The following is a 23,754-nucleotide window of genomic DNA, read 5'->3' as shown; positions in this document are numbered from 1 at the left end:
GCCCTAGCCTGCCCGTCACACGGGGACCCGCGCCATGAGGGGGACCGCCCTCGTCCCCGGGGGAAAACCCCACCCCCCGGGCGGAGTGGGCGACGGGCTGCTTACCGTGCCTTTATCAGGGCCTAGACTCCCGTCCGTACAGATCGTCGGGACGGACGGCCCGGACGGATCGTCCTGTACGACAGTGTGCCCGGCGGCCCGTCGGGTACCGGCCGACGGTCACAGGCGCGGATCAGGGACAACACAGCCGAGGAGTGAGGGGCGGACGTGCGGGAACCGACCGTCGTCGACTCGACCGTCGTCGCTGCGCACGTCGCGGCGGACTACTTCCAGGCGTACTCGGTCGTCGGACTGCTCGCCGTCGTCGGCGTGCTGTTCGTCGCCGTGGCCTTCGGCGCGGGGCGTCTGCTCAGGCCCGTCGTGCCGACGCCCGAGAAACTGCTGACCTACGAATGCGGAGTCGACCCCGTGGGCGAGGGCTGGGCCCACACCCAGGTCCGCTACTACGTCTACGCCTTCCTCTACGTCATCTTCGCCGTCGACTCGGTCTTCCTCTTCCCGTGGGCGACCGTCTTCGCCGCCGACGGCTACGGGGCGACCACCCTGGTGGAGATGTTCATCTTCCTCGGCTTCCTCGCCGTCGGACTGCTGTACGCATACAAGAAGGGCGTCCTGACATGGACGTGACCCGCGCGACTTCCGCGACCCCCGCGACCTCTGCGACTCCTGCGCATGCTGCGGCTTCCGCGCATGGCGCGACTGCCGCGGCCCCTTCGTCTCCCGCCGGCCGCGAAGCCGAGCCGGTGCTGCTGCCGGACCCGGCGATGCCGCCCGCCGAGGGCGGCGCCCGGCTGGGGATCCTCTCCCGGCTGGCCCCCGAGCCGATGAAGGTGATCCTCAACTGGGGCCGCCGCTACTCGCTCTGGGTCTTCAACTTCGGCCTCGCCTGCTGCGCGATCGAGTTCATCGCCGCGTCGATGGCCCGCCACGACTTCATCCGCCTCGGCGTCATCCCGTTCGCCCCGGGGCCGCGCCAGGCCGACCTGATGGTGGTGTCCGGCACGGTCACGGACAAGATGGCGCCCGCCGTGAAGCGCCTGTACGAGCAGATGCCGGAGCCGAAGTACGTCATCTCCTTCGGCGCGTGCAGCAACTGCGGCGGCCCGTACTGGGACTCCTACTCGGTCACCAAGGGCGTCGACCAGATCATCCCCGTCGACGTCTACGTCCCCGGCTGCCCGCCCCGGCCGGAGGCGCTGCTCCAGGGCATCCTCAAGCTCCAGGAGAAGATCGCCCGGGAGTCGCTGGGGGAGCGGTACGCGGCGCAACGCCCGTCCGCGGCGGCCCTGCAGAGCGACCTCGTACGGCCGCCCGAGCCGGGGGTGTCCGGAGCCGCCGGAGGCGCCGGAGGCGCGGAAGGTGCCACGGGTACGGGCACGGCGGGCGCCACGGATGTGACGGGTACGGGCACGACGGGTGCCGCGGGCACGGCGGGTGCGGAGGGTGACCGATGACGACGGTCGGCTGGCTCCCTGACGGCACCGAGGCGTTGTTCGGCGCGGACGCCACCGCCGAGGAGTCGTACGACGTCCTCACCGTCGACGTACCGCCCGCCTCCTGGATCACCGCGCTGGAGACGGCGCGCGACCGCCTCGGCTGCACCTACTTCGACTGGCTGAGCGCGGTCGACGAACCCGGCACGGGCTTCCGCGTCGCGGCCCACGTCGCCGCGCTGTCGCCGGTGCGCCGCCTGCTGCTGCGCACCACCGTCCCGCACGAGTCCCCGGCCCTCCCGAGCGCCGTGGACGTCTACGCGGGCGCCGCGTGGCACGAGCGCGAGACGTTCGAGATGTTCGGCATCGACTTCACCGGCCACCCGGCGCTGGACCATTTGTTGCTGCCCGAGGGCTTCGAAGGGCACCCCCTCCGCAAGGACTTCGTCCTCGCCGCACGCGTCGCCAAGGCGTGGCCCGGCGCGAAGGAGCCCGGCGAGTCCGAGCACGGCGGCCCGCGCCGCCGCCAGATGCTGCCCCCGGGCGTCCCCGACCCCAACGAGTGGGGCCCCCTGAAGGGCCAACTCCCCGCGGCCCCGGCCCGCCCGGCCCGGGGAGCGGGCCGGACGGCCGGTGCGGCCGGTACGGCCGGTGCGGCCGGTCGCGGTGCCGGTGACCGTCCGGTCCGCCGTACCCGTTCGGCCGCGGACGGCTCGGCCAGCCAGTCGTCCACCCCGCCGAGCAGCGGCACGGGCGGCGGCGCGGGTGCGAGCGCGGGCGGCGGCGCGAGTACGGGTACGGGCGCGGGTGCGGGAGCCCCGGCCGGTTCCGCTCCGGCCGGCCCCGCCGCGGGCGGCCGGCCGCCCCGCCGGATGCGTTCGGCGGCGGAGGGGTCGGTCAGCCAGTCGGCCGGGAAGCCTTCGGCACCCTCCGACGCGTCCCACCCCGACACGACGCCACGTACCCCGGCCGCTGCGCCCGGGGCGCCCGAAGCCGGCGCCCGTCCCGCGCGGCCCGTCCGGCGGACCCGCAGCGCGTCCGAGGGCTCGGCGAGCCAGCGGGCGGGCCGGCAGCCCCGGGACACCCCGGCCGACAAGGCTTCAGCCGAGCACGCCTCCGCCGAGCACGCCTCAGCCGAGGAGACTCCCGCGAAGGACGTCGGTGCCACGCGGGAAGCAGCCGCCGGGGCCAGGCCCCCCGCGGGGCCCCGCAGCCCGGACGCCCCGTGGCACCACGCCCGCCCGGCCTTCGACGAGACCACCGACCCGGCCGAATCCGGCGACCGGACCACGGCCGGGGAGAAGGCCGGGGCCGGACCACGTCCCGAAGCCGAGCACGAGGCCGGCGACGGTGAGCCATCCGCGGCCGAGGAGGCCGGTGCCGGCCCCGCCCCCGGCACCGCCACGGGCGTCGGCACCGGCACCGGCACCGGAGGCAGCACGTCCGCCCCGCCCCCCGGCGGACCAGCGGCCGAGCCGCCCGGCCACACGACCGAGGGGTCCGGCGACTCCGAGGGGTCCGGCGAGTCCGGCGCCTCCGCCGGGTCCGGTGCGTCCGGCGAGTCCGATGCGCCCCATCGGACCGATGCCACCAGCGGATCCAAGCGGTCCGATGGATCCACCGGACCGGAGGGCGCCGCCGGGTCGGAGGGCTCCTCCGGAGCCGCCGGAGCCGCCGGAGCCGACGACTCCGCCGGGTCCGCAAACTCCGGAGACTCCGCAGAATCCGGCGAGACCGATGATCACCGGGGAGGCCGGCAGTGACCGACGTGCTCGACGTCGCCCTGCGACTGCTGATCGTCTTCGTCGTGTTCCTCACCTTCCCCCTGCTCGTCGGTCAGACCGAGCACAAGGTGATGGCCCACATGCAGGGCCGCCTGGGCCCGATGTACGCGGGCGGCTTCCACGGCTGGGCCCAGCTCATCGCCGACGGCGTGAAGTTCGCGCAGAAGGAGGACGTGGTCCCGGCCCGCGCCGACCGCCGCATCTTCCAGCTCGCCCCGGCCGTCGCCCTCCTGCCGTACCTGCTCGTGCTGCTGGCCATCCCGGTCGGGCCGGGCGAGGGCGCCGTGGGCCAGGTGATCGACGCGGGCCTGTTCTTCGTCCTCGCGGTCATGGGCGTCGGTGTCCTCGGCTCGCTCATGGCGGGATGGGCCTCCGCCAACAAGTACTCCCTCCTCGGCGGCCTGCGTACCGCCGCCCAACTCCTCGCCTACGAACTGCCGATGCTGCTCACCGCCGCCTCCGTGGCCATGGCGGCCGGCACCGTCTCGCTCGTCGGCATCCTGGACGCCTTCGAGTGGTGGTGGCTGCCCTGGCAGATCACCGGGGCGCTCGTCTTCTTCGTCGCCGGGCTCGCCGAACTCCAGCGCCCGCCCTTCGACATGCCCGTCGCCGACTCGGAGATCATCTTCGGCGCGTACACCGAGTACACCGGTCTGCGCTTCGCCCTGTTCCTCCTCGCCGAGTACGCCGGGATCGTCGTCCTCTGCGCGCTGACCACCGTCCTGTTCCTGGGCGGCTGGCACGGCCCGTGGGGCGCCGACGGGCTCGGCTGGGTCTGGACCCTGCTGAAGACCGCGGTCCTCGCCTTCGTGGTGATCTGGCTCCGCGTCACCCATCCCCGGCTGCGCGAGGACCAGCTGCAGAAGTTCGCCTGGACCGTACTGGTCCCCCTCGCCCTCGCTCAGATCGCCCTCACCGGCATCGTCAAGGTGGTGATCGCGTAATGGCTCCCGTCCCCGGCAGCGGCCTGGCCAAGGGGCTGGCCGTCACCCTGCGGACCATGACGAAGAAGTCCGTCACCGCGCAGTACCCGGACACCCAGCCCGACCTCCCCCCGCGCAGCCGCGGGGTGATCGCACTCTTCGAGGAGAACTGCACGGTCTGCATGCTGTGCGCCCGCGAGTGCCCGGACTGGTGCATCTACATCGACTCCCACAAGGAGACCGTCCCGCCCGCGGCCCCCGGTGGCCGGGAACGCCAGCGCAACGTCCTGGACCGTTTCGCCATCGATTTCTCCCTCTGCATGTACTGCGGTATCTGCATCGAGGTCTGCCCCTTCGACGCGCTGTTCTGGTCACCCGAGTTCGAGTACGCCGAGACCGACATCCGCGACCTCACCCACGAGCGCGACAAGCTCCGCGAGTGGATGTGGACGGTGCCGGCCCCGCCCGCCCTCGATCCCGGCGCCGAGGAACCGAAGGAACTCGCCGCCGCCCGCAAGACCGCCGACAAGCTGGCCGCCGCCCAGGCGTCCGAGAGCGCCCCGGCCGCGCCGCCGTCCCCGGCCGGCCCGTCCGGCACCGGGGCGCACGCCGACGAGCAGGCCCGTGCCGCCGAGTCACCCACCCGCCCCGCGGGCGAGTCGAAGCAGCAGACGGACCAGCCGCGGCCGACACGGCACCCACGGCAGGAGGGCCGGGAATGACCCTCGCAGCGACCGTCGCCGGCCTGGCCGGAGGCGCCGGCGCCCCGCACCTGGCGGCCGAGTCCCACGGTTTCCTCTCACCCACCGGCGTGGAGATCACCTTCCTCCTCGTCGGCCTGGTCACCCTCGGCGCCGCCGTCATCACCGTCACCACCCGCCAACTGGTGCACGCCGCCCTGTGGCTGGTGGTGGCCCTCGGGGGTCTCGCCGTCGAATACCTCCTGCTCACCGCCGAGTTCATCGCCTGGGTGCAGGTCCTCATCTACGTCGGTTCCGTCATCGTCCTCATCCTGTTCGGCCTGATGCTCACCAGGGCGCCCATCGGACGGTCCCCGGACGCCGACTCGGGCAACCGGTGGTTCGCGCTCGCCGTGGCCGTGGCCGCCGCGGGCACCCTGGTCTGGGTCGTCGTGGACGCCTTCCGCACGACCTGGATCGACCTGGAGGGCGCGCCCTCCGGCTCCACCGACGTGACCGGCGCCGCCCTCTTCCAGCACTGGGTCCTCCCCTTCGAGGCCCTCTCCGTCCTCCTCCTCGCCGCCCTGGTCGGCGCGATCGTCCTGTCCCGCAAGGCGAAGGCGGCCCCCACCGCCACGGCCGCCCGATCCGACCGGCCGGGCAGGGGGCCGGGCACCGGCCCGCAGCCGAGCGCCGCCGCCGACCGGGGCGCCACCTCGCCGTCGCCTGCCACCTCGTCGTCCCGTGCCTCCGCCCGGACGGGCGCCACCGCCCGCCCGGCTGCGGCCGATCCGTCCGCTCAGACCTCCCCCTCCGCCCCCTCCGCTCACTCCGAGCCCCCGGCCGACGACGCCGTGCCGGGCGACCCGGAAGGGGACCGCTGATGCACCTCGCCTATCCCGCCGTGCTCTCCGTCCTCCTCTTCTGCACCGGCCTGTACGGGGTCCTCGCCCGCCGCAACGCGATCCTGGTCCTGATGTCGGTGGAGCTGATGCTCAACGCGGTCAACCTGAACCTGGTCGCCTTCGACGTGTGGCTCAGCCGTGCCGCCGAGGAGACCCTGCACTCAGGTCAGGCCCTCACCCTGTTCACCATCGCCATCGCCGCGGCCGAGATCGGCATCGGGCTGGCGATCGTCCTCGCGGTCCACCGCAACCGGGGCACCGCGGACATCGACAAGCTCCGCGACACCGCCGAGGGCCACGGCCCCGGCGAACCCGACGGCCATGAGGGCTCCGACGGCGCATCCGACAGCGACGCTCCCGCGGCCCCGGCGACCGGGCCGGCCGCCGAGAAGGCTGAGGCCACCGCGTGACCACGACCACTCTCGCCGTCCTCGTCCCCCTCCTGCCCTTCCTCGGGGCGATCGCCGGACTGCTCCTCGGCCGCACCGCGCCCGGCTTCGCGCGCCCGCTCGCCGTCCTACCGACCCTCACCTCCCTCGTCCTGGCCGCGATCGTCGCCGGGCGGCAGGGCGGGGGCCGGGCCGTCGACGCCGCCACCGAGCTGACCCCGACCGGGTCCGTCCCCATCGAACTCGCCCTGCACATCGACGGCTTCGCCGCCCTCACCGCCGTCGTGGTCGGCGTCGTCGCCACCTGCGTGCAGATCTACTCCACCGGCTACCTGCGCAACGACCCGCGCTACCCCTCCTACGCCGCACTGGTCTCCCTGTTCACCTCCGCGATGTTCCTGGTCGTCTACTCCGGCGACCTGATGGTGCTGCTGGTCGGCTGGGAAGTGATGGGCATCTGCTCCTACTTCCTCGTCGGCCACTACTGGGAGACCCCCGAGGCCCGCGCCGCCTCCCTCAAGGCGTTCCTGGTCACCAAACTGGGCGACGTCCCCTTCCTTATCGGCCTGTTCGCCCTCGCCCACGAGGCCGGGTCCTTCCGCATCACCCGGGTCCTCGGCGCGGTGGCGAGCGGCGGCATCGAGCACCCCACGCTGATCGCGCTGCTCCTCCTGGCAGGCGTCGCCGGCAAGTCGGCGCAGTTCCCGCTGCACACCTGGCTGCCCGACGCCATGGCCGGCCCGACCCCCGTCTCGGCGCTCATCCACGCCGCGACGATGGTCGCCGCCGGTGTCTACTTCGTCGCCCGGCTGCTCCCCCTCTTCGAGGCGTCCGGGGCCGCGATGACCGTCCTCGCCGTCATGGCCGCCGTGACCATGACCGGTTCGGCGCTGGCCGCGCTCGCCCAGGACGACATCAAACGCGCCCTCGCCTACTCGACCATCGGCCAGCTCGGCTACATGACCGGCGCCCTCGCCGTCGCCGACCGCGGAGCGGCCGTCTTCCACCTCCTGTCCCACGGCGCCTTCAAGGCGCTGCTGTTCCTCGCCGCCGGTGTGGTCATCCACGCCGCCGGCACCAACTCCCTGGCCGCCATGTCCCGCATGAGTCACCTCCGGGACCGCGTGCCCGACGCCTACTGGACGATGACCGTGGCCCTGCTCGCGCTCGCCGCCATCCCCCCGTTCAGCGGGTTCTTCTCCAAGGAAGCCGTGCTCGGCGCCGCCGAACACGTCGTCACCGGCCACACCGGCCACACCACCGCCGCGGCGGGCTGGATCGTCCTCCTCGCCGGACTGGCCACCGCCCTGCTCACCGCCGCGTACGCGACGCGCCTGTGGCTGCTGGCCTTCCGCGGCCACGGCACCGAAGCACCCGACCACGGCCGGCAGCCGCTGACGATGACCGCCGTGCTCTGGGTCCTCGCCGTCCCGTCACTCGCCCTGGGCGGGCTCGCGTTCCGCGTGCTGCCGGACTGGTTCGACGGGCACGGCCTCACCCCGACCCTCACCACGTCCGTCCTCGGCACGGGCGTGGCCCTGGTCGGCGGCATCGTCACCTACGCCACCTGGCGGCACACCACCGCCCACGCGGCCCGCACACCGCTCGGCGCCGTGGCCGCCCACCCCGAGGCCGACGCGGGCGAGGTGGAGGCGGAAGCCATCGCCGCCCACCGGCCCGCCTACGGCGACATCGCGGGCGCCCCCGATCCGGCCGACCCGGGACGGCTGCTGCTGGGCCCCCTGCACCGGCACGCCGCGGCCGGCTTCCACCTGGACGCCGTGTACACGGCCCTCTTCGTCCGCCCGGTGCGGGCCGGCGCCGGACTCGTGCGGTTCCTCGACCGCGAGGTCGTCGACACCTACGTCCGCGGTGCCGGCACACTGCCCCGCTGGCTCGGAACCGCCGTACGCCGCGCCCAGACCGGCAATGTGCAGACCTATGTGAGCGCGCTGCTCGCCGGCACCGTCGTCCTCGCGGTCGCCGCCGTCCTCGTCGCCACGGGAGCGTGAGCAGGCGTGATCGATATCAGCGAGTCCGTGATGCAGTTCCTTCTGGCGTTCCTCGTCGTCGGCCCGCTCCTCGGTGCCGCGACCGCCCTGCTGCCCGCACCGCCCGGACTGAAGGGGAAGTCCCCCGACCAGGCCGTGCTCCGGCACGGCGTCACGGTCACCGGGGCGGTCCTCCTGGCCGCGATCGTCCTCGCGGCCGGCTTCGACCACGGCCAGCCGTCGACGATGCAGGCCACGACCGACATCAGCTGGATCCCCGCGCTCGACGTGCGCATCCACCTCGGCACCGACGGCATCTCCCTCCCCCTTCTGGTCCTGACGGCCCTGCTGACCTTCCTGAGCGCCCTCTACTCCTACTTCAAGCCGCCCGCGGGACCGTCCCCGAAGGCGTTCGTCGCCCTGCTGCTCGTCCTCGAGTCCGGCACCCTGGCGACCTTCGCCGTCCTCGACCTGATCCTGTTCTTCCTCGCCTTCGAGATGGTCCTCATCCCGATGTACTTCCTCATCGCCCGCTGGGGCGGCGAGGGCCGGGCCGAGGCCGCCTGGAAGTTCATCCTCTACACGCTGCTCGGCTCCGTGGTCATGCTGCTCGGCCTGCTCCTGATGGGCATCGAAGCGGGCACGTTCGACATGGTGGCACTCGCCACTGACAACGGCCGGTCCCTGACCACATCCGTGCAGGTCACGGCGGTTCTGGCGATCGGGATCGGGCTCGCCGTCAAGACCCCGGTGTGGCCCCTGCACAGCTGGCTGCCCGACGCCCACACCGCCGCCCCGACCGTGGGATCGGTCCTGCTGGCCGGCGTCCTGCTCAAGATGGGCACCTACGGATTCGTCCGGATCCTGCTGCCCGCGGCCCCCGACGGCTTCCGCACCTTCGCCCCCTACCTCGCCGCGTTCGCCGTCGTCGGCATCATCTACGGGTCCCTGGCCTGCCTCGCCCTCGCCCGGCCCGGCGCGAAGGGCGACCTGAAGCGTCTCATCGCCTACTCCTCCGTCGGCCACATGGGCTTCGTCGTCCTCGGCATCGCCACCATGAACCCCACCGGCGTCAACGGCGCCCTGTTCGCCAACATCGCCCACGGCCTGATCACGGGCCTGCTGTTCTTCCTCGTCGGCGGGCTCAAGGAGCGCACCGGCAGCACCGACCTCGACAACCTGGCCCGGCAGACCGGCGCCGCCCTCTACGGCAGGGCCCCCCGCCTGGGCGGCCTGCTCGCCTTCGCCGCCGTCGCCTCCCTCGGCCTGCCCGGCCTCGCCGGGTTCTGGGGCGAGATGCTCGCCCTGTTCGGCGCCTTCGACCCGGCCGAGGGCCTCAGCCGGCCCGCCTTCCTGACCTTCATGTCGATCGGCGCGTTCGGCACCCTGCTGACCGCCGCCTACCTGCTCGTCGTGGTCCGCCGCGTCTGCATGGGCGCCACCCCGCAGGACGCGCCCGCCCTCACCGACGTGCGCGGCTACGAGTTCGCGGCCTGGACACCGCTCGTCGTCCTCACCGTCGTCGCCGGGCTGTGGCCGGGAGCCCTGCTGAAGCTCACCGATCCCGCCGTGCAGCAGCTCCTCGCAGGAGGCATCCGATGAGCTCCCTCGTCCAGTCCGTCGACTGGCTGGCCATCGCCCCGCCCACCCTCGCGGCGGTCACCGGACTCCTCGTCCTGGTCGCGGACCTGTTCGTCGCCGAGCACCGCAAACCGCTGCTGGGCGGCATCGCCGTCGCCGGGCTCGCCGCCGCCACCCTCATGCTCCTGCCGCTCCTGGACGCCGACCGCAGCACCTTCTGCCTGGTGGGCGACCCCGGCACGTGCAGCTACACCGCCGACCGCTTCACCCTCGTCATCCAGTTCCTGGTCCTCGGCGGCGCCCTCCTCACCGCCCTGCTGTCCGTCACCGCCCTCGACGACGACCGCAGGCGGCTCCCCGGCGGCGAGTACTGGTTCCTGCTGCTGTCCTCCGCCGCGGGCGCCGCCCTGCTGCCCGCCGCCCGCGACCTCGCCACGCTGATCGTCGCCCTGGAGGTCGCCTCCCTGCCCGCCTTCGCGCTGGTCGGACTCCGGTACGGCGACCGACGGTCCTCGGAGGCCGCGCTGAAGTTCTTCCTGTCGTCCGTCACCGCCACCGCGGTCAGCCTGATGGGCGTCAGCTTCCTCTACGCCGCCACCGGCACCCTCCACCTGACCCGCCTCGCCGAGCGCATCCAGGACGTCGACGGTCAGCTCGTCACCCTCGCCCAGACCGGCGTCGTCCTCACCCTCGTCGGCTTCGCCTTCAAGACCGCCGCCGCCCCCTTCCACTTCTGGGTGCCCGACACCTACGTCGGAGCCCCCCTGCCGATCGCCGCCTACCTGTCGGTCATCGGCAAGGCCGTCGGCTTCACCGGCCTCATCCTGGTCACTGTCGTCGCCCTGCCGTCCTACGCCGACGTGTGGGGGCCCGCCCTCGCCGTGCTCGCCGCGCTCACCATGACCGTCGGCAACGTCGGCGCGCTCCGGCAGGGCGTCACCCGCGCGTACAGCGCCGTCCGCCTCCTCGCCTGGTCGTCCATCGGCCAGGCCGGCTTCCTCCTCGTGCCGATCGCCGCCGCCGCGTACTCCGGCGACGCCGAGAAGTCCATCGGCTCCACCGTGGCCTACGCCCTCATGTACGCCGCCGTGAACCTCGGCGCGTTCGCCGTCGCCGCCCTGGTCGGCCGCGGCCACCGCCTCAACCGCGTCGCCGACTACCGCGGCCTCTACGCCACCAACCCGCTGACCGCCCTGCTCATGGGCTTCTTCCTGCTCTGCCTGGCCGGACTGCCGCCCGGCATCATCGGCCTCTTCGCCAAGGTCACCGTCTTCGCCGCGGCCGTCGACGCCGGACTCGGCTGGCTCGCCGTCGTCATGGCCGTCAACGTCGTCATCGCGCTCGTCTACTACCTCCGCTGGACCGCCCTGCTCTTCCGCGCCCCCGACGGCACACCGGCGCCGCACCGCCTCCCCGTCCCGCTCACCGCCGCCCTGGCCCTCACCGGCGTCCTCGGCGTCGCCCTCTCCGGGGCGCCCCAGCTGATCCTGCGCTTCACCGGCACCGGCCTGTTCTGAACCCGGGCAGGGCATCCGACGCCCGACGCGGGGCACCCGGCGCGCACACGTCCGCCACCGGGAGCCGCCGTCACCCGGACGGTTGACACGCGCCACCGCGGGGACAAGGGAACTCGTGCCCCCCGCCTGGCGTTGACCGAAAGGGAAGGGTCCACTGGACGTGACATCACGCACCCGTGCTGTCACAGGTCGGACGGAAGATCAGCGAGCAAGCGCAAGGGTCCCCCTGCCGCACGACTTGGAGGGCGTACCGTGCACCGCCGGCACAACGGGCTCAGGACCGCGGTCCTCCTCGGGGGACTGTCCGCAGTCATCATCGTCATCGGCAGCTTCTTCGGCCGCACGGGCCTCGTCGTCGCCGTCGTCGTCGCCCTGGCCACCAACGCCTACGCGTACTGGAACAGCGACAAGATCGCCCTGCGCGCGATGCGGGCCCGCCCGGTCAGCGAGTTCGAGGCACCCGGGCTGTACCGCATGGTCCGCGAGCTCTCCACGCAGGCCCGCCAGCCCATGCCCCGGCTGTACATCTCGCCCACCGAGGCGCCGAACGCCTTCGCCACCGGCCGCAACCCCCGCAACGCCGCCGTGTGCTGCACGGAAGGCATCCTGCGCCTGCTCGACGAGCGCGAACTGCGCGGCGTCATCGGCCACGAACTCAGCCACGTCCACAACCGCGACATCCTGATCTCCTCGGTCGCGGGAGCCCTCGCCTCCGTGATCATGTTCCTGGTGAACTTCGCCTGGCTGATCCCGATCGGCCGCTCCAGCGACGACGACGGCCCCGGCATCCTCGGCATGCTGATGATTCTCATCCTGGGGCCCCTCGCCGCCAGCCTCATCCAACTCGCCATCAGCCGCTCCCGCGAGTACGAGGCCGACGCCTCCGGCGCCCAGCTCACCGGCGATCCACTCGCACTCGCCGCCGCACTGCGCAAACTGGAAACAGGCACCAAGCAGCTCCCGCTGCCCCCCGAGCCCCGGATCGAGACGGCCAGCCACATGATGATCGCGAACCCGTTCCGCCCGGGCCAGGGGCTGTCGAAGATGTTCTCCACCCATCCGCCGATGGCGGAACGCATCGCCCGGCTCGAGAAGATGGCAGGTCGCCCTCAGTGAAGACCATCCTGAACGTCATTTGGCTCGTCCTCAGCGGCTTCTGGCTGTTCCTCGCCTACCTGCTCGCAGGCGTGCTGCTGTGCATCACCATCATCGGCATCCCCTTCGGGATCGCCGCCTTCCGCATCGGCGTCTACGCCCTGTGGCCCTTCGGATACGAGGCGGTCGAACGACGTGACGCGGGCGCCCCGTCCTGCGTGGGCAACGTCCTGTGGCTGCTCCTGGCCGGCTGGTGGCTGGCCCTCGGCCACATCGCCACCGGCATCGCCCTGTGCGTCACGATCATCGGCATCCCGCTCGGCATCGCCAACTTCAAGCTGATCCCGGTCTCACTGCTCCCGATGGGCCGCGAGATCGTCCGCACGGATCGCCCGTTCACCACGGCGTACTAGGACGGGCGGCCGGCCCCGGCCAGAGCCCGGAGCGGGGGGAGGTCCCGGCCTGGCACCGGGCGGGGAGGGGGCCGCGCGGCACCACGATGCGGGCTCCCGGGTGCGGCCGTCGGTGCACGATGCCGGATGCTCGACGGTCCGATGCTCGACGGTCCGATGTCCGAGTCAGATGTCCGAGGTCTGGGGCTCAGCTCATGCCTCTGTCCACCGCGATGGGCGATGGGTACGGGAGCCGTCCACAGGCCGCTGGCTGTCCACAGGCCGCGGGTTGTCCACAAGCCGTTGCTCGTCCACAGGTCGCCGGTTGTCCACAGACTCCTCATTGTCCGCAGGCCGCCGGTTGTCCACAGGGCTGCCGCAGATCGCGCACGGCCCCCACGATGGACGCATGACCACACCCCGCCCACCACGACCACCGCCCCGCCCGGTTCTCGACGACGCCCGGGCACGGGATGGGGCCTCGCCTCCGGGACGGTCCCTCACGAGTCCGCACGTCCGCCGCCACACACCCCGGCTCCAGCCGCCCGTTCCTCGCCTCCGGGCCTACCCCTCCGCCCCTCGCCCCTCACTCCGAGGTCAGGCAGTCGCCGCTCCCCGGCTGCCGCCGGACGCCCGCGCCGCCCATCCCGTCCACCGCAGCATGGCCGGCAGCCGGCCTACCGCACAGCGGCCGTACCCCGCCGCGCCGCGTACACCAGTGCACCCAAGGCCAGCACGCCCGCACCCACCACCACCGAGTCGGCCGGCAGCGAGAAGGCCAGCACGGCGCACCCGACGAGCCCGACGGCCGGGACCACGCGGGCCATCGCCCCCGGCCGCAGCGTCCAGGCGGACGCGTTGGCCACCGCGTAGTACACCAGCACCCCGAAAGAGGAGAACCCGATCGCGCCCCGCACATCCACCGTGGCGGCCAGGACGACGACCACGGCACCCACGGCCAGCTCGGCCCGGTGCGGCACCTGGAACCGCGGATGCACGCCCGCCAGGGCGACCGGAAGATGCCGGTCCCGGGCCATGGCCAGCGTCGTCCGCGACACGCCCAGGATCAGCGCGAGCAACGACCCGAGCGCGGCCAGCGCCGCACCCACCCGCACCACCGGCACCAGCCAGGGCACCCCGGCCTCCCGTACCGCGTCGGCCAGCGGAGCCACCGCCTCTCCGAGCCGGTCCGGCCCCAGGACGGAGAGGACGGCGACCGCGACCGCCGCGTACACGGCCAGCGCGATCCCCAGGGCGAGCGGGATCGCGCGCGGAATCGTCCGCGCCGGATCGCGCACCTCCTCGCCGAGTGTCGCGATGCGCGCGTACCCGGCGAAGGCGAAGAACAGCAGCCCCGCCGCCTGCAGCACCCCGCTCACACCGCCCGACGCCCCGAGGGCCAGGTGCCCGCCCTCGGCCTGCCCCGACGACAGGGACGCGGCCACCACCCCGGCAAGGACGGCCATGACGACGGCCACGATGATCCGCGTCAGCCGCGCGGACTTCCTGACCCCGCCGTAGTTCACCGCGGTCAGCGCCACCACCGCCGCGACCGCCACCGCGTGCGCCTGCTCCGGCCACACATAGGCACCCACCGTGAGCGCCATGGCCGCACAGGAGGCCGTCTTGCCGACCACGAACGCCCAGCCCGCGAGATACCCCCAGAACTCACCGAGCCGCTCGCGCCCGTAGACGTAGGTGCCGCCGGACGCCGGGTAGCGGGACGCCAGCCGCGCCGACGACGTCGCGTTGCAGTACGCGACCACGGCGGCGACCGCCAGCCCGAGGAGCAGCCCGGAGCCGGCCGCGCGGGCGGCGGGTGCCAGGGCTGCGAAAATCCCGGCTCCCACCATCGAACCGAGACCGATGACCACGGCGTCGCCGACACCGAGGGTGCGGCGGAGACCAGGGCCGGAAGGTGCTGTCATGAGGCTGCACGCTACTGACCGTTGCAACCATCGGGCGTATCGACGGCGTCCTTAGCGTCACGACGGCATGAACACCCGGCAACGGGAGGGTGTGGCGCGGCACGAAAGGGCAGGCTCGGAGTATGACGATCATCAGTTGGATCATCCTGGGCCTGTTGGCCGGGGCGATCGCGAAGTTCCTGCTCCCGGGCCGTGACCCGGGCGGCCTCATCGGCACGACCCTGATCGGCGTCGCCGGCGCCTTCCTCGGCGGCTGGATCTCGTCCCGCTGGCTGGACCACCCGATCACCAAGGACTTCTACGACGGCACCACCTGGGTCGCCGCCATCGGCGGCTCGCTGGTGCTCCTGATCGCCTATCGCCTGCTGTTCGGCCACTCACGCCGCTGACGCGACCCGCCGACGGAGGACGACACGCAGAAAGGGTGGGCACCGGGGAGGTGCCCACCCTTTCCTTGTCCTCACGCGGCGTCAGCCGCCCGTCCGCGACTGCGGGGCGGGCCCGGCACGGACCCACCACGCGGTGCCCTAGCGGTAGTTGACGAACTGCAGGGCGAAGTCGAAGTCCTTGCCCTTGAGCAGTGCGATGACCGTCTGCAGATCGTCCCGGCTCTTCGAGCTGACCCGCAGCTCCTCGCCCTGGATCTGGGCCTTCACGCCCTTGGGCCCCTCGTCGCGAATGATCTTCGCCACCTTCTTCGCGTTCTCCTGGGAGATGCCCTCCTGGATCGACGCGAAGATCTTGTACTCCTTGCCCGAGAGCTGCGGCTCACCGGCGTCCAGGGCCTTCAGGGAGATGCCGCGCTTGATCAGCTTGGACTGGAAGACATCGAGGACAGCCTTCACCCGGTCCTCGGAGTTCGCCTCCATGAGGATCTTCTCCCCGGACCACGAGATCGAGGCGCCCACGCCCTTGAAGTCGTAGCGCTGCGAGATCTCCTTGGCGGCCTGGTTGAGGGCGTTGTCGACCTCCTGCCGCTCGACCTTCGAGACGATGTCGAAACTGGAGTCGGCCATGTCCTGTGGCTCCTTGTATCGGGGTGCGCATCGGCTGCGAACCGCATCCGTACCGGCGAACGTGGGCGGCCACCGAGCCCCGCAACGGTCCCGGGCCGCATCCGCACAAGCCTAGCCACCCCGCGCGCCCCGGGTGGCGATCAATCGGGTGGCGAAGCACCCCTGCCCATCGGGTATTGTTTACGTCGTTGCCACGGAGCACCGCCGCAAGGCGGGCCATGGGCAGCAACCCCGGCGGTGTGCCCGAGCGGCCAAAGGGAGCAGACTGTAAATCTGCCGGCTCAGCCTTCCCAGGTTCGAATCCTGGCGCCGCCACACGGGAACGAAGGGCCCGTGACCTGCTAGAACAGCAGGTCACGGGCCCTTCGTCCTGCCTGGAAGCAACGTGTCCCCACCCTCTCCGTGAGCCCCGTCACTCGTGAGGAACAGCGCCGCGGCACTGACGGTCGCCGTCATCAGCGTGGTCTGCGCGTCGGTGCTGCGGGCGCTGGAACCGCCGGTGTGGGCGACGTCCGCCCTGGTGGCCATCCTCCTGGCAGCCACGCTGGGCGGGGCGACGGTCCCGCGCCGACGGGCCGGCCAGGGCCGGGCCGAGCGAGGCCCGAGGCCCTGACGTCCCGCCGGCCGGCTCCGGGCGCGGGTACGGGCACATCGGCAGGCGCCGGCGCATGGGCATCAGCGAGAGGAACGCCCTCCGTTCCGCTTCCCGGCGGTGCGCAGGGGTTCCTCTCGCTCGGGGCCGGACCGGGCGGGAAACGGGCAGACTTGGCGGCATGCCGTCCCGTCGCAGAACGTGTCCCGAGTGCCGCCGTGAGATCGCCGTCGTCGCCGGACGGTACGCGCGCCACGATCCGCCCGGCGCACGGCAGAGCGGGGAACTGACGTCGTGCCCCGGTTCACGTCGGCAAGCCCGGCTCGGGGCAGCCGAGCAGCCCGCACTGGACGGGTACGTCGTGCCCGAGTTCCCCGGGCAGATGCCCTTGTTCTAGACGAGGCCCCCCGGCCGCAGGACTGTTCGCCGACCCGCCTGCCCGGCTGCCGCCCGGGGAGGGGGCGTCCGCGCGTCCGCGCCGAACGACACGGCTACGCCGACGATCCGGCCCCGACTCCGGCTCCGACTCCGGCTTCGGCTCCGGCTTCGGCTCCGGCTTCGGCTCCGGCTCGGCTTCCGGTCGGTGCCGCGGTACGGCCGCCCTTCGACGAGGCGACGGCCGCCCCCTGCTCGGACCGGACTCAGTTGCCCGCCACCGACTTCACCGCCACCGACACCGGCGCCTGCCCGCTGATCAGTTCCAGCGTCAGGCCCGCCGTCGCCGGGGTGTCCACCAGTTCCGCCAGGACCGCGGCCACGTCGTCGCGCGGGACGGGACCGCGGCCCGTGCGGGCCTCCAGGCGGACGAGACCGGTGCCGGCGTCGTCGGTGAGCATGCCGGGGCGCAGGATCGTCCAGTCGAGGCCGTCCAGGCTCCGCACGTAGTCATCCGCCTCGCCCTTGGCGCGCTGGTAGACGTCGAACACCTCGTCGCCCTGGTGCGACGCGTCGGCGCCCATGGACGACACCACGATGAAGCGGCGCACACCCGCACGAACGGCCGCGTCGGCGAAGAGGATCGCCGCCGCCTTGTCGACCGTCTCCTTGCGTGCCGCTCCGCTCCCCGGGCCGGCTCCGGCCGCGAACACCGCGGCGTCCGCGCCCTCCAATCGCTCCGCGACCTCCTCCACGGTCGCCGACTCCAGGTCGAGGACGATCGGTTCGGCACCCAGCCGCCGTAGTTCGTCCGCCTGCTCGGGCTTGCGGATGATGCCCGCCGCCTCGTCTCCGCGCGCCGCGAGCAGCCGCTCCAGCCGCAGCGCGATCTGACCATGACCACCAGCGATGACAATGCGCATGTCTTCGACCGTACGCCGGGCGGGCCGCATCCGCCCCACCACTCGCCGTCCGCCACTCCGCCTGTCCCGGTATCCGGCCGCCGAGGAGGGCGTCCGGGGTGCGGCCTCGTACCCGCCGGTCCGCTCCGTGGCCGGTGGACGTGGGCGGGGGAGGCCACGGCTTCGGGTCAAGTGCGGGACAGGCAGCGGGAGTCGAGCCGGTTGCGGGCCCCGGAGCCGTCCGGTACGCCTCGCCGCGCGCCGCGCGCTCACCGTGGGACGCCGGCGTCGCTCACGTCGTCCCGCCACGCCCCTGGCGCGGCAGGCCCCACTCCGGTGCCGTCGCCGAACCGCGGTACTCGCGCACGGCGCTCGTGCGGGCCACCACCCGGCCCCGGTGCACGACGACACGGCTGTACGCCAGGGACAGCGCGCCCGGCAGACTGTCCCCCCGGACCGCGAGCAGCTCGGCCGGGAAGCCCGCCTCCACGCGCACCTCGGGAAGGCCCAGCGCCGCCCGAGCCGAGCTGCTCACCGCGGCGTAGGCGTCGCCGGGGGACAGACCGTGACCGGAGGCCAGCAGGTACGCCGCCTCCAGCGGGTCGCCGCGGCCGACGGGGTTCGACACGTCCCGCAGGGCTCCGCTGCCCGCCGCGAGCCGCACCCCGGCCGCGCGCAGCAGGCCCGCCGGCACACTTCCGCGGTGGCCCGCATCGGAGGTCCCGCAGCCGCCCTGGGGCAGGCACACCACCGTCACGCCCGCCGCAGCCAGCCGTTCCGCGGTGCGGGCGGCCTGGTCGGCCGGGACCCGGGCGAGGCCGGCGCACGGGCTCAGGGTCACCCCGGGACGCAGTCCCCCGACCATCGCGGCCAGCCGGGCGAGCCGGGCGGGGTCGGCGGCGTCGGTGTGCAGGTCCACCGGGCAGCCGTGTTCGGCGGCGACCTCCAGCACGGCCTCCACGTAGCCCGTGGGATCGGGGTCGAGGTCCGGGCAGCCGCCCACCACCGTGGCGCCCATCTTCACCGCGTCCCGCAGGACCGCCCGTGCCTCCGCTCCGGCCACTCCGGTCAGCACCCGTGGCATCGCCACCGTCGTCAGCTCGGCCAGCCCGCGCAGCGAACGCGCCGCCTCCAGCACCGCTGTCAGGGCTCCGAGCCCGGCCACGTCCCCCACCCTCACGTGGGCCCGCACCGCGGTCGCCCCGTGCCCGAGCTGGAGCAGCACGGCCTCGGTGACCCGGCGCTGGACGGCGTCGGGGGCGTAGGAGACGGGGCCCTGGGTGTCGGCGGACAGAGCGGTGACGGGGTGAGCGTGGGGCTCGGCGGGAGCGGGGAGGAGCAGATGCCCCGTGAGGTCGACGCGCGTGCCGCCGGTACGGGTGCCGTCGGCGGTGAGACTGCCGGCCGTGCCGACCGCCTCGATGCGCCCGCCGGACAGCCGGACGTCCACGGTCCGGCCGTCGGTCAGCCGGGCGCCGCACAGCAGCAGCGGGGGCATGGCAGCCGGACCGGAAGGCGAGGACGACGACGGGGGCTGCGGCTGGCTGTCGGGCATCGCACTCCAGGGGCTCGGGCTGCGCGCGGAGGACTCTGCGGTTCGCGCAGTGGCTCAACCCGCGGCGACAAGATCACGCAGAGTGAGTAGAGCCTAGGACGACGGCCCGGCCCCTGCCGGGAGGAGCCCAATAGTCGTACCGGTGGGTGGTGCCGACGCGGAGTGAGCGCCCGTGGACGGCCGACTCCTGGGAGCCCGTTGTCTGTTGCTCCTTGCCCGATGTGCGATCCCCCGATGCCCGATGCCCGATGCCCGTGGGCCGTGGAACGTGGTCCGTTGCCCCGTGCAGTTCTGCGGGAGGCGCAACGCGGCCCCGAGCTCGGTGCACTCGGCTCGGACGGGTCTGCCCGGGGCGGACGTGCCCCGCCCGGATCCCTGCCGGTTCCCAGCCCGGCCCCCGCCTTCCCGCGGGATTCACTGGCGGCCCCCTCACAGCCCCCACCGCCCCTCCTGGTCCCTCACGGATGTCGATCGGGAGCTGCGGTCCCCGTCGTTCGGAGCGACGGTTCCCCGTCGTCCGGAGCGCGGTTCCGCGTGGATCGGGCCGCTGGTTCCCCGTGGGATCGCACCGCGGTTCCGTGTGATCGGGCCGTCGGATCCGAGTGGATCGGACCCGCGAATCGGATTTGGGCGATCGGCCGCGGAGCGTGTAATGTCTTCCTCGCTCGCCCCAATAGCTCAGTCGGCAGAGCGTCTCCATGGTAAGGAGAAGGTCAACGGTTCGATTCCGTTTTGGGGCTCTGGTGTGGGAGGTTCCCGTCGCGAGGCGGGTCCCGATCGCATCTCAGCGGTGTAGCTCAGTCGGTAGAGCAAGCGGCTCATAATCGCTGTGTCACCGGTTCAAGTCCGGTCACCGCTACAGACAGTAGCCGATTGCGGGGTCGGTCCTTCGATCGGCTACTCTTCCTGCGTTAATTCAAGTCAATCCGTTCGTCAAGGAGCACTCACGTGGCTGCCACCGACGTCCGCCCGAAGATCACGCTGGCCTGCGTGGAGTGCAAGGAGCGGAACTACATCACCAAGAAGAACCGGCGTAACAACCCGGACCGTCTTGAGATGAAGAAGCACTGCCCGCGTTGCAATGCGCACACCGCGCACCGCGAGACGCGATAAATCAGGCTCGTACGCGAGGCCGTCCCCGAACCACTGGGGGCGGCCTCGCGTCGTTTCACCGCACTGCACGTCGACGATGCCCGTCAACAGCCGACACAGGAGGTGCCGCGCGCATGGCGCTGGACCAGTCCTTCGTGGGGCGGACGTATCCGCCCACCGCGCCCTACGAGGTGGGCCGGGAGAAGATCCGTGAGTTCGCCGAGGCGGTCGGGGACGACAACCCGGCGTACACCGACGTGGAGGCCGCCAAGGCGCTCGGCCACCCGGACGTGATCGCCCCGCCGACGTTCGTCTTCGCGATCACCTTCAAGGCCGCCGGCGAGGTCGTCGCCGACCCGCAGCTCGGGCTGGACTACAGCCGGGTGGTGCACGGGGACCAGAAGTTCTCCTACACCCGACCGGTCCGGGCCGGTGACCGGCTCTCCGTCGTCTCCACCATCGAGGGCGTCAAGTCGATGGCGGGCAACGACTTCCTGGACATCCGCGGGGACGTGTACGACGAGGCCGGCGAGCACGTCGTGACCGCCCGCACCAAGCTGGTGGCCCGCGCGGCCGAAGGGGCGTGACGCACACCATGACGGCGAAGATCGCCTACGCCGACGTCGAGGTCGGCACCGAGCTGCCCGCCCGCACGTTCCCTGTGAACCGCGCCACTCTCGTGCAGTACGCGGGCGCCTCCGGTGACTTCAACCCCATCCACTGGAACGAGAAGTTCGCCAAGGAGGTCGGCCTCCCCGACGTCATCGCGCACGGCATGTTCACCATGGCCGAGGCGGTGCGCGTGGTGACCGACTGGACCGGGGACCCCGGCGCGATCGTCGAGTACGGCGTCCGGTTCACCAAGCCGGTCGTCGTGCCCGACGACGACCAGGGCGCCACCATCGAGGTGAGCGGCAAGGTCGCGGCCAAGCTGGACGACAACACGGTCCGGGTGGACCTCACGGTGACCAGCGCCGGCCAGAAGGTGCTCGGCATGTCCCGCGCGGTCGTGCGGCTGGCCTGAGTCGGTCCCGGGCCCTGGTCCGCCCGGCCTGCCGCTCCGGTGCCGAGGTTGCCGGCGTGAGCCGGTAGGACCCGGGGCGATGCAGGCCGATGCAGGTCGATGAGGGGCGCTCCTCCCTGGAGGGCGCCCCTTACCGATGCCCGCCGAGTCCCCCGAGTCTCCCCGAGTCTCCCCGAGTCTCCCCGAGCTCCTCCCGGAATCCCTCTTGACGTAGTTAGTGATTGGGCACTAACTTACTTCTCATGGTCAGGATGAGTGCAGAGGAGCGGCGGCGGAGTGTCATCCGCGCGGCGACGGCCGAGTTCGCGCGTGGCGGGTATCACGGCACGTCGACCGAGGCGATCGCCAAGCGGGTCGGCGTCTCGCAGCCGTATCTCTTCCGGCTCTTCCCGAGCAAGAAGGCGATCTTCCTCGCGGCGGCCGAACACTGCGTGGAGGACACCATCCGCGCCTTCGCGGAGGCCTCCGAGGGGCTGGAGGGCGAGGATGCGCTGCGCGCCATGGCGCAGGCCTACAACAGGACCATCGCGGAACAGCCCGAACAACTCCAGATGCAGATGCAGATGTATCTCGCGGTGGCGGCCGCCGAGCGGGAGGGCGACCACGAGTTCGGTGCCACGGTGAGGGACGGCTGGATGCGTCTGTGGGACACCGCGCACCTCGCCCTCGGGGCGGACGTCCGCGAGACGACGACCTTCATGGCCTACGGGATGCTCATCAACTGCCTGGCCGCCATGGGGTTCCCGCCGGAGCACCGCGTCTGGGAGGGTCTCGCCCTGCCGGAACCGGAGGAAGGGCAGGAGTCGGCGTCGTAGGTCCTGGTGACCCGTCCGCTCCCGTGGCGGACCGGTCTTTCATGGCCACGAAAGTTAGTCATCGATTACTAATCATCAACGAGTGCGATCACCTCCTGGGGGAGCGATGTCACCTCACACCGAACGTCGCGGGGGAGCCGCCTGGGCCCTCGTCATCACCAGCGTCGCCGGCTTCATGGCGGCCCTGGACAACCTCGTCGTCACCACCGCACTGCCCTCCATCCGCGAGGACCTGGGCGGCGCACTGCACGACCTCGAATGGACCGTGAGCGCCTACACGCTCACCTTCGCCGTGCTGCTGATGTTCGGCGCCGCCCTCGGTGACCGCTTCGGCCGCCGGCGCCTCTTCATCGCCGGCCTCGCCGTCTTCACCGCCTCGTCCGCGGCCGCGGCCCTCGCCCCCGGCATCGACGCCCTGATCGCCGCCCGCGCGGTCCAGGGCGCCGGCGCGGCGGTCATGATGCCCCTGACGCTGACCCTGCTCACCGCCGCCGTGCCCGAGGCGCGGCGCGGTGCCGCCTACGGCATCTGGGGTGCCGTCAACGGACTCGCCGTGGCCTCCGGACCCCTGGTCGGCGGCAGCCTCACCGAGCACATCGCGTGGGAGTGGATCTTCTGGCTGAACGTTCCGCTGGGCCTCGCCCTCATCCCGCTCGCCCGTCTGCGCCTCGCCGAGTCCCACGGCACCGGGGCCCCGCTCGACGTCCCCGGCACCCTGCTCGCCAGCAGCGGACTCTTCGGCATCGTCTACGGCCTGGTCCGCGGGCCCGCGGACGGCTGGACCGGCCCCGCCGTCCTGACCGGCCTGTTCGCCGGCACGGCGCTGCTCGTCGGCTTCGTCCTCTACAGCACCCGCGCCCGGAACCCCATGCTGCCCATGCGGCTGTTCCGTTCCCGGGCCTTCTCCGGCATCAACGCGGCCAGCCTGCTGATGTTCTTCGGCATGTTCGGCTCGATCTTCCTGCTCGCCCAGTTCCTGCAGAACGTACTCGGCTACTCGCCCACCGAGGCGGGGCTGAGGATGCTGCCCTGGACGGGCATGCCCATGCTGGTCGCGCCGGTCGCGGGCATCCTCTCCGACCGCATCGGCGGACGCCCGGTGGTGGCCGCCGGGCTGTTCCTGCAGTCCCTCGGCCTCGGCTGGTTCGCGGTCGTGGTGACCACCGACGTCTCCTACGCCGCCCAGCTGCCCGCCCTGATCATCAGCGGCGTGGGCATGGGCCTGTTCTTCGCCCCGGCCGCCAACCTGGTCATGTCCAGCGTCCGCAAGGCGGAGCAGGGCATTGCCTCCGGTGCCAACAACGCCCTGCGGGAGGTGGGCGGCGCCCTCGGCATCGCGGTGATGGCCTCCATCTTCGCGGCCCGCGGCGGCTACGAGTCCGGCCAGACCTTCGTCGACGGCATGCGGCCGGCGCTCGTGGCGGGCTCCGCGGCCGTCGCCCTCGCCGGCGTCGCCGCACTGCTCATCCCGGCCCGCAGGCCCGTCGGCCCCGTCGCACCACCTGCGGCCCCGGCAGCCGAACCCGTCCTGGACAAGGTGCCCTGACGGCCCGCAGACCCGCAGACCCGCAGGCCCGCAGGCCCGTACGCCCGCCGACCCGCAGGCCCCAGGCCCGCCGACCCGCAGGCCCGACGGGGGCAGGGACCGTCCGCCCTCCGGCCGGTCCCCGCCCGCGGCCGACGCACGACGGCGCGAACCACGCAC

The 23,754-nt window shown here is 72.6% G+C and carries 24 protein-coding genes and 3 tRNA genes; 23 read left to right on the top strand and 4 right to left on the bottom strand.

Features of this window, described 5'->3' with window-relative positions; translation table 11 throughout:
- Positions 1-267 precede the first annotated feature (267 nt).
- The 12 genes from ACSU53_RS12585 (at position 268) to ACSU53_RS12530 (ending at position 12,771) form a co-directional block, all read left to right on the top strand.
- On the top strand, positions 268-687 hold the full coding sequence (locus ACSU53_RS12585) for an NADH-quinone oxidoreductase subunit A (protein WP_437027316.1): 420 nt from the start codon (positions 268-270) through the stop codon (positions 685-687).
- Entirely contained in the window at positions 678-1,514 is an 837-nt protein-coding gene (locus ACSU53_RS12580) for an NADH-quinone oxidoreductase subunit B (protein WP_437027314.1), read from the top strand. Before ACSU53_RS12585 ends, ACSU53_RS12580 begins: the two co-directional genes overlap by 10 nt.
- Complete coding sequence (locus ACSU53_RS12575) at positions 1,511-3,256, top strand: NADH-quinone oxidoreductase subunit C (protein WP_437027312.1); 1,746 nt, start codon at positions 1,511-1,513, stop codon at positions 3,254-3,256. Before ACSU53_RS12580 ends, ACSU53_RS12575 begins: the two co-directional genes overlap by 4 nt.
- Positions 3,253-4,221 (top strand): complex I subunit 1/NuoH family protein, encoded by a 969-nt coding sequence (locus ACSU53_RS12570; RefSeq protein WP_437027310.1) that lies wholly within the window; start codon positions 3,253-3,255, stop codon positions 4,219-4,221. The genes ACSU53_RS12575 and ACSU53_RS12570 overlap by 4 nt, the downstream gene beginning before the upstream one ends.
- Complete coding sequence (locus ACSU53_RS12565) at positions 4,221-4,922, top strand: NuoI/complex I 23 kDa subunit family protein (protein WP_437027308.1); 702 nt, start codon at positions 4,221-4,223, stop codon at positions 4,920-4,922. Before ACSU53_RS12570 ends, ACSU53_RS12565 begins: the two co-directional genes overlap by 1 nt.
- Positions 4,919-5,764 (top strand): NADH-quinone oxidoreductase subunit J, encoded by an 846-nt coding sequence (locus ACSU53_RS12560; RefSeq protein WP_437027306.1) that lies wholly within the window; start codon positions 4,919-4,921, stop codon positions 5,762-5,764. The genes ACSU53_RS12565 and ACSU53_RS12560 overlap by 4 nt, the downstream gene beginning before the upstream one ends.
- Positions 5,764-6,195, top strand: a complete 432-nt coding sequence (gene nuoK / locus ACSU53_RS12555; protein WP_437027304.1) for an NADH-quinone oxidoreductase subunit NuoK — start codon at positions 5,764-5,766, stop codon at positions 6,193-6,195. The genes ACSU53_RS12560 and nuoK overlap by 1 nt, the downstream gene beginning before the upstream one ends.
- A complete protein-coding gene (locus tag ACSU53_RS12550) occupies positions 6,192-8,186 on the top strand; it encodes an NADH-quinone oxidoreductase subunit 5 family protein (RefSeq protein ID WP_437027302.1) in 1,995 nt (664 codons plus the stop codon). The genes nuoK and ACSU53_RS12550 overlap by 4 nt, the downstream gene beginning before the upstream one ends.
- 6 nt (positions 8,187-8,192) lie before the next feature.
- The gene (locus tag ACSU53_RS12545; protein ID WP_437027300.1) at positions 8,193-9,767 is read left to right on the top strand and encodes a complex I subunit 4 family protein; all 1,575 of its coding nucleotides are present in this window, start codon (positions 8,193-8,195) and stop codon (positions 9,765-9,767) included.
- Positions 9,764-11,263 carry an NADH-quinone oxidoreductase subunit N gene (locus tag ACSU53_RS12540; protein ID WP_437027298.1) on the top strand — a complete coding sequence of 500 codons (1,500 nt, stop codon included), beginning with the start codon at positions 9,764-9,766 and terminating at the stop codon, positions 11,261-11,263. The genes ACSU53_RS12545 and ACSU53_RS12540 overlap by 4 nt, the downstream gene beginning before the upstream one ends.
- Before the next feature lie 252 nt (positions 11,264-11,515).
- A complete protein-coding gene (htpX, locus tag ACSU53_RS12535; protein WP_437027296.1) occupies positions 11,516-12,379 on the top strand; it encodes a zinc metalloprotease HtpX in 864 nt (287 codons plus the stop codon).
- Positions 12,376-12,771 carry a YccF domain-containing protein gene (locus ACSU53_RS12530; RefSeq protein WP_437027294.1) on the top strand — a complete coding sequence of 132 codons (396 nt, stop codon included), beginning with the start codon at positions 12,376-12,378 and terminating at the stop codon, positions 12,769-12,771. The genes htpX and ACSU53_RS12530 overlap by 4 nt, the downstream gene beginning before the upstream one ends.
- Positions 12,772-13,427: 656 nt before the next feature.
- On the opposite strand, the gene ACSU53_RS12525 is transcribed toward ACSU53_RS12530, so the two are convergent.
- Entirely contained in the window at positions 13,428-14,678 is a 1,251-nt protein-coding gene (locus ACSU53_RS12525) for an APC family permease (RefSeq protein WP_437027292.1), read from the bottom strand.
- 122 nt (positions 14,679-14,800) lie between these two features.
- Here ACSU53_RS12525 and ACSU53_RS12520 point away from each other — a divergent pair, with 122 nt between their 5' ends.
- Positions 14,801-15,067 (top strand): GlsB/YeaQ/YmgE family stress response membrane protein, encoded by a 267-nt coding sequence (locus tag ACSU53_RS12520; RefSeq protein ID WP_437027290.1) that lies wholly within the window; start codon positions 14,801-14,803, stop codon positions 15,065-15,067.
- Positions 15,068-15,205: 138 nt separating this feature from the next.
- Here ACSU53_RS12520 and ACSU53_RS12515 read toward each other — a convergent pair whose 3' ends face one another.
- Positions 15,206-15,694 carry a YajQ family cyclic di-GMP-binding protein gene (locus tag ACSU53_RS12515; RefSeq protein WP_164333297.1) on the bottom strand — a complete coding sequence of 163 codons (489 nt, stop codon included), beginning with the start codon at positions 15,692-15,694 and terminating at the stop codon, positions 15,206-15,208.
- A 233-nt stretch (positions 15,695-15,927) separates the two neighbouring features.
- Here ACSU53_RS12515 and ACSU53_RS12510 point away from each other — a divergent pair.
- The 3 genes from ACSU53_RS12510 (at position 15,928) to ACSU53_RS12500 (ending at position 16,683) form a co-directional block, all read left to right on the top strand.
- Positions 15,928-16,009 (top strand) — tRNA-Tyr (locus ACSU53_RS12510).
- A 103-nt stretch (positions 16,010-16,112) separates the two neighbouring features.
- Positions 16,113-16,307 carry a hypothetical protein gene (locus ACSU53_RS12505; RefSeq protein ID WP_437027288.1) on the top strand — a complete coding sequence of 65 codons (195 nt, stop codon included), beginning with the start codon at positions 16,113-16,115 and terminating at the stop codon, positions 16,305-16,307.
- Between the two features lie 160 nt (positions 16,308-16,467).
- Positions 16,468-16,683 (top strand): hypothetical protein, encoded by a 216-nt coding sequence (locus ACSU53_RS12500; protein WP_437027286.1) that lies wholly within the window; start codon positions 16,468-16,470, stop codon positions 16,681-16,683.
- A gap of 244 nt (positions 16,684-16,927) precedes the next feature.
- On the opposite strand, the gene ACSU53_RS12495 is transcribed toward ACSU53_RS12500, so the two are convergent.
- Together ACSU53_RS12495 and ACSU53_RS12490 are read right to left on the bottom strand one after the other, a co-directional pair.
- The gene (locus tag ACSU53_RS12495; protein WP_437027284.1) at positions 16,928-17,584 is read right to left on the bottom strand and encodes an NAD(P)H-binding protein; all 657 of its coding nucleotides are present in this window, start codon (positions 17,582-17,584) and stop codon (positions 16,928-16,930) included.
- 271 nt (positions 17,585-17,855) lie between these two features.
- Positions 17,856-19,118 carry a hydrolase gene (locus ACSU53_RS12490; RefSeq protein ID WP_437027282.1) on the bottom strand — a complete coding sequence of 421 codons (1,263 nt, stop codon included), beginning with the start codon at positions 19,116-19,118 and terminating at the stop codon, positions 17,856-17,858.
- 667 nt (positions 19,119-19,785) lie between these two features.
- Here ACSU53_RS12490 and ACSU53_RS12485 point away from each other — a divergent pair.
- The 7 genes from ACSU53_RS12485 to ACSU53_RS12455 all read left to right on the top strand — a co-directional run bounded on the left by ACSU53_RS12485 (position 19,786) and on the right by ACSU53_RS12455 (position 23,595).
- Positions 19,786-19,858 (top strand) — tRNA-Thr (locus ACSU53_RS12485).
- Between the two features lie 46 nt (positions 19,859-19,904).
- Positions 19,905-19,977: transfer RNA gene (locus ACSU53_RS12480), tRNA-Met, on the top strand.
- Positions 19,978-20,066: 89 nt separating this feature from the next.
- Complete coding sequence (gene rpmG, locus ACSU53_RS12475) at positions 20,067-20,231, top strand: 50S ribosomal protein L33 (RefSeq protein WP_003948671.1); 165 nt, start codon at positions 20,067-20,069, stop codon at positions 20,229-20,231.
- 113 nt (positions 20,232-20,344) lie between these two features.
- Entirely contained in the window at positions 20,345-20,797 is a 453-nt protein-coding gene (locus ACSU53_RS12470) for an FAS1-like dehydratase domain-containing protein (RefSeq protein WP_437027281.1), read from the top strand.
- Positions 20,798-20,805: 8 nt separating this feature from the next.
- Positions 20,806-21,234, top strand: a complete 429-nt coding sequence (locus tag ACSU53_RS12465; RefSeq protein ID WP_437033153.1) for a MaoC family dehydratase — start codon at positions 20,806-20,808, stop codon at positions 21,232-21,234.
- Between the two features lie 242 nt (positions 21,235-21,476).
- Positions 21,477-22,049 carry a TetR/AcrR family transcriptional regulator gene (locus ACSU53_RS12460; protein WP_437027279.1) on the top strand — a complete coding sequence of 191 codons (573 nt, stop codon included), beginning with the start codon at positions 21,477-21,479 and terminating at the stop codon, positions 22,047-22,049.
- 106 nt (positions 22,050-22,155) lie between these two features.
- The gene (locus ACSU53_RS12455; RefSeq protein WP_437027277.1) at positions 22,156-23,595 is read left to right on the top strand and encodes a DHA2 family efflux MFS transporter permease subunit; all 1,440 of its coding nucleotides are present in this window, start codon (positions 22,156-22,158) and stop codon (positions 23,593-23,595) included.
- Positions 23,596-23,754 lie beyond the last annotated feature (159 nt).

Source organism: Streptomyces sp. enrichment culture (assembly GCF_964273255.1).
Taxonomy (GTDB): domain Bacteria; phylum Actinomycetota; class Actinomycetes; order Streptomycetales; family Streptomycetaceae; genus Streptomyces.
Note: the sequence above shows the minus strand (reverse complement) of the source record. Positions and strands in the feature narration are given on the sequence as shown.

Bases quoted from the DNA above. Each gene is read 5' to 3' on its own strand.
- ACSU53_RS12580 (WP_437027314.1), top strand. From the start codon at position 678: ATGGACGTGACCCGCGCGACTTCCGCGACCCCCGCGACCTCTGCGACT.
- ACSU53_RS12575 (WP_437027312.1), top strand. From the start codon at position 1,511: ATGACGACGGTCGGCTGGCTCCCTGACGGCACCGAGGCGTTGTTCGGC.
- ACSU53_RS12565 (WP_437027308.1), top strand. From the start codon at position 4,221: ATGGCTCCCGTCCCCGGCAGCGGCCTGGCCAAGGGGCTGGCCGTCACC.
- ACSU53_RS12560 (WP_437027306.1), top strand. From the start codon at position 4,919: ATGACCCTCGCAGCGACCGTCGCCGGCCTGGCCGGAGGCGCCGGCGCC.
- nuoK (WP_437027304.1), top strand. From the start codon at position 5,764: ATGCACCTCGCCTATCCCGCCGTGCTCTCCGTCCTCCTCTTCTGCACC.
- ACSU53_RS12540 (WP_437027298.1), top strand. From the start codon at position 9,764: ATGAGCTCCCTCGTCCAGTCCGTCGACTGGCTGGCCATCGCCCCGCCC.
- ACSU53_RS12525 (WP_437027292.1), bottom strand. From the start codon at position 14,678: ATGACAGCACCTTCCGGCCCTGGTCTCCGCCGCACCCTCGGTGTCGGC.
- ACSU53_RS12520 (WP_437027290.1), top strand. From the start codon at position 14,801: ATGACGATCATCAGTTGGATCATCCTGGGCCTGTTGGCCGGGGCGATC.
- ACSU53_RS12515 (WP_164333297.1), bottom strand. From the start codon at position 15,694: ATGGCCGACTCCAGTTTCGACATCGTCTCGAAGGTCGAGCGGCAGGAG.
- ACSU53_RS12500 (WP_437027286.1), top strand. From the start codon at position 16,468: ATGCCGTCCCGTCGCAGAACGTGTCCCGAGTGCCGCCGTGAGATCGCC.
- ACSU53_RS12495 (WP_437027284.1), bottom strand. From the start codon at position 17,584: ATGCGCATTGTCATCGCTGGTGGTCATGGTCAGATCGCGCTGCGGCTG.
- ACSU53_RS12490 (WP_437027282.1), bottom strand. From the start codon at position 19,118: ATGCCCGACAGCCAGCCGCAGCCCCCGTCGTCGTCCTCGCCTTCCGGT.
- ACSU53_RS12470 (WP_437027281.1), top strand. From the start codon at position 20,345: ATGGCGCTGGACCAGTCCTTCGTGGGGCGGACGTATCCGCCCACCGCG.
- ACSU53_RS12465 (WP_437033153.1), top strand. From the start codon at position 20,806: ATGACGGCGAAGATCGCCTACGCCGACGTCGAGGTCGGCACCGAGCTG.
- ACSU53_RS12460 (WP_437027279.1), top strand. From the start codon at position 21,477: ATGGTCAGGATGAGTGCAGAGGAGCGGCGGCGGAGTGTCATCCGCGCG.
- ACSU53_RS12455 (WP_437027277.1), top strand. From the start codon at position 22,156: ATGTCACCTCACACCGAACGTCGCGGGGGAGCCGCCTGGGCCCTCGTC.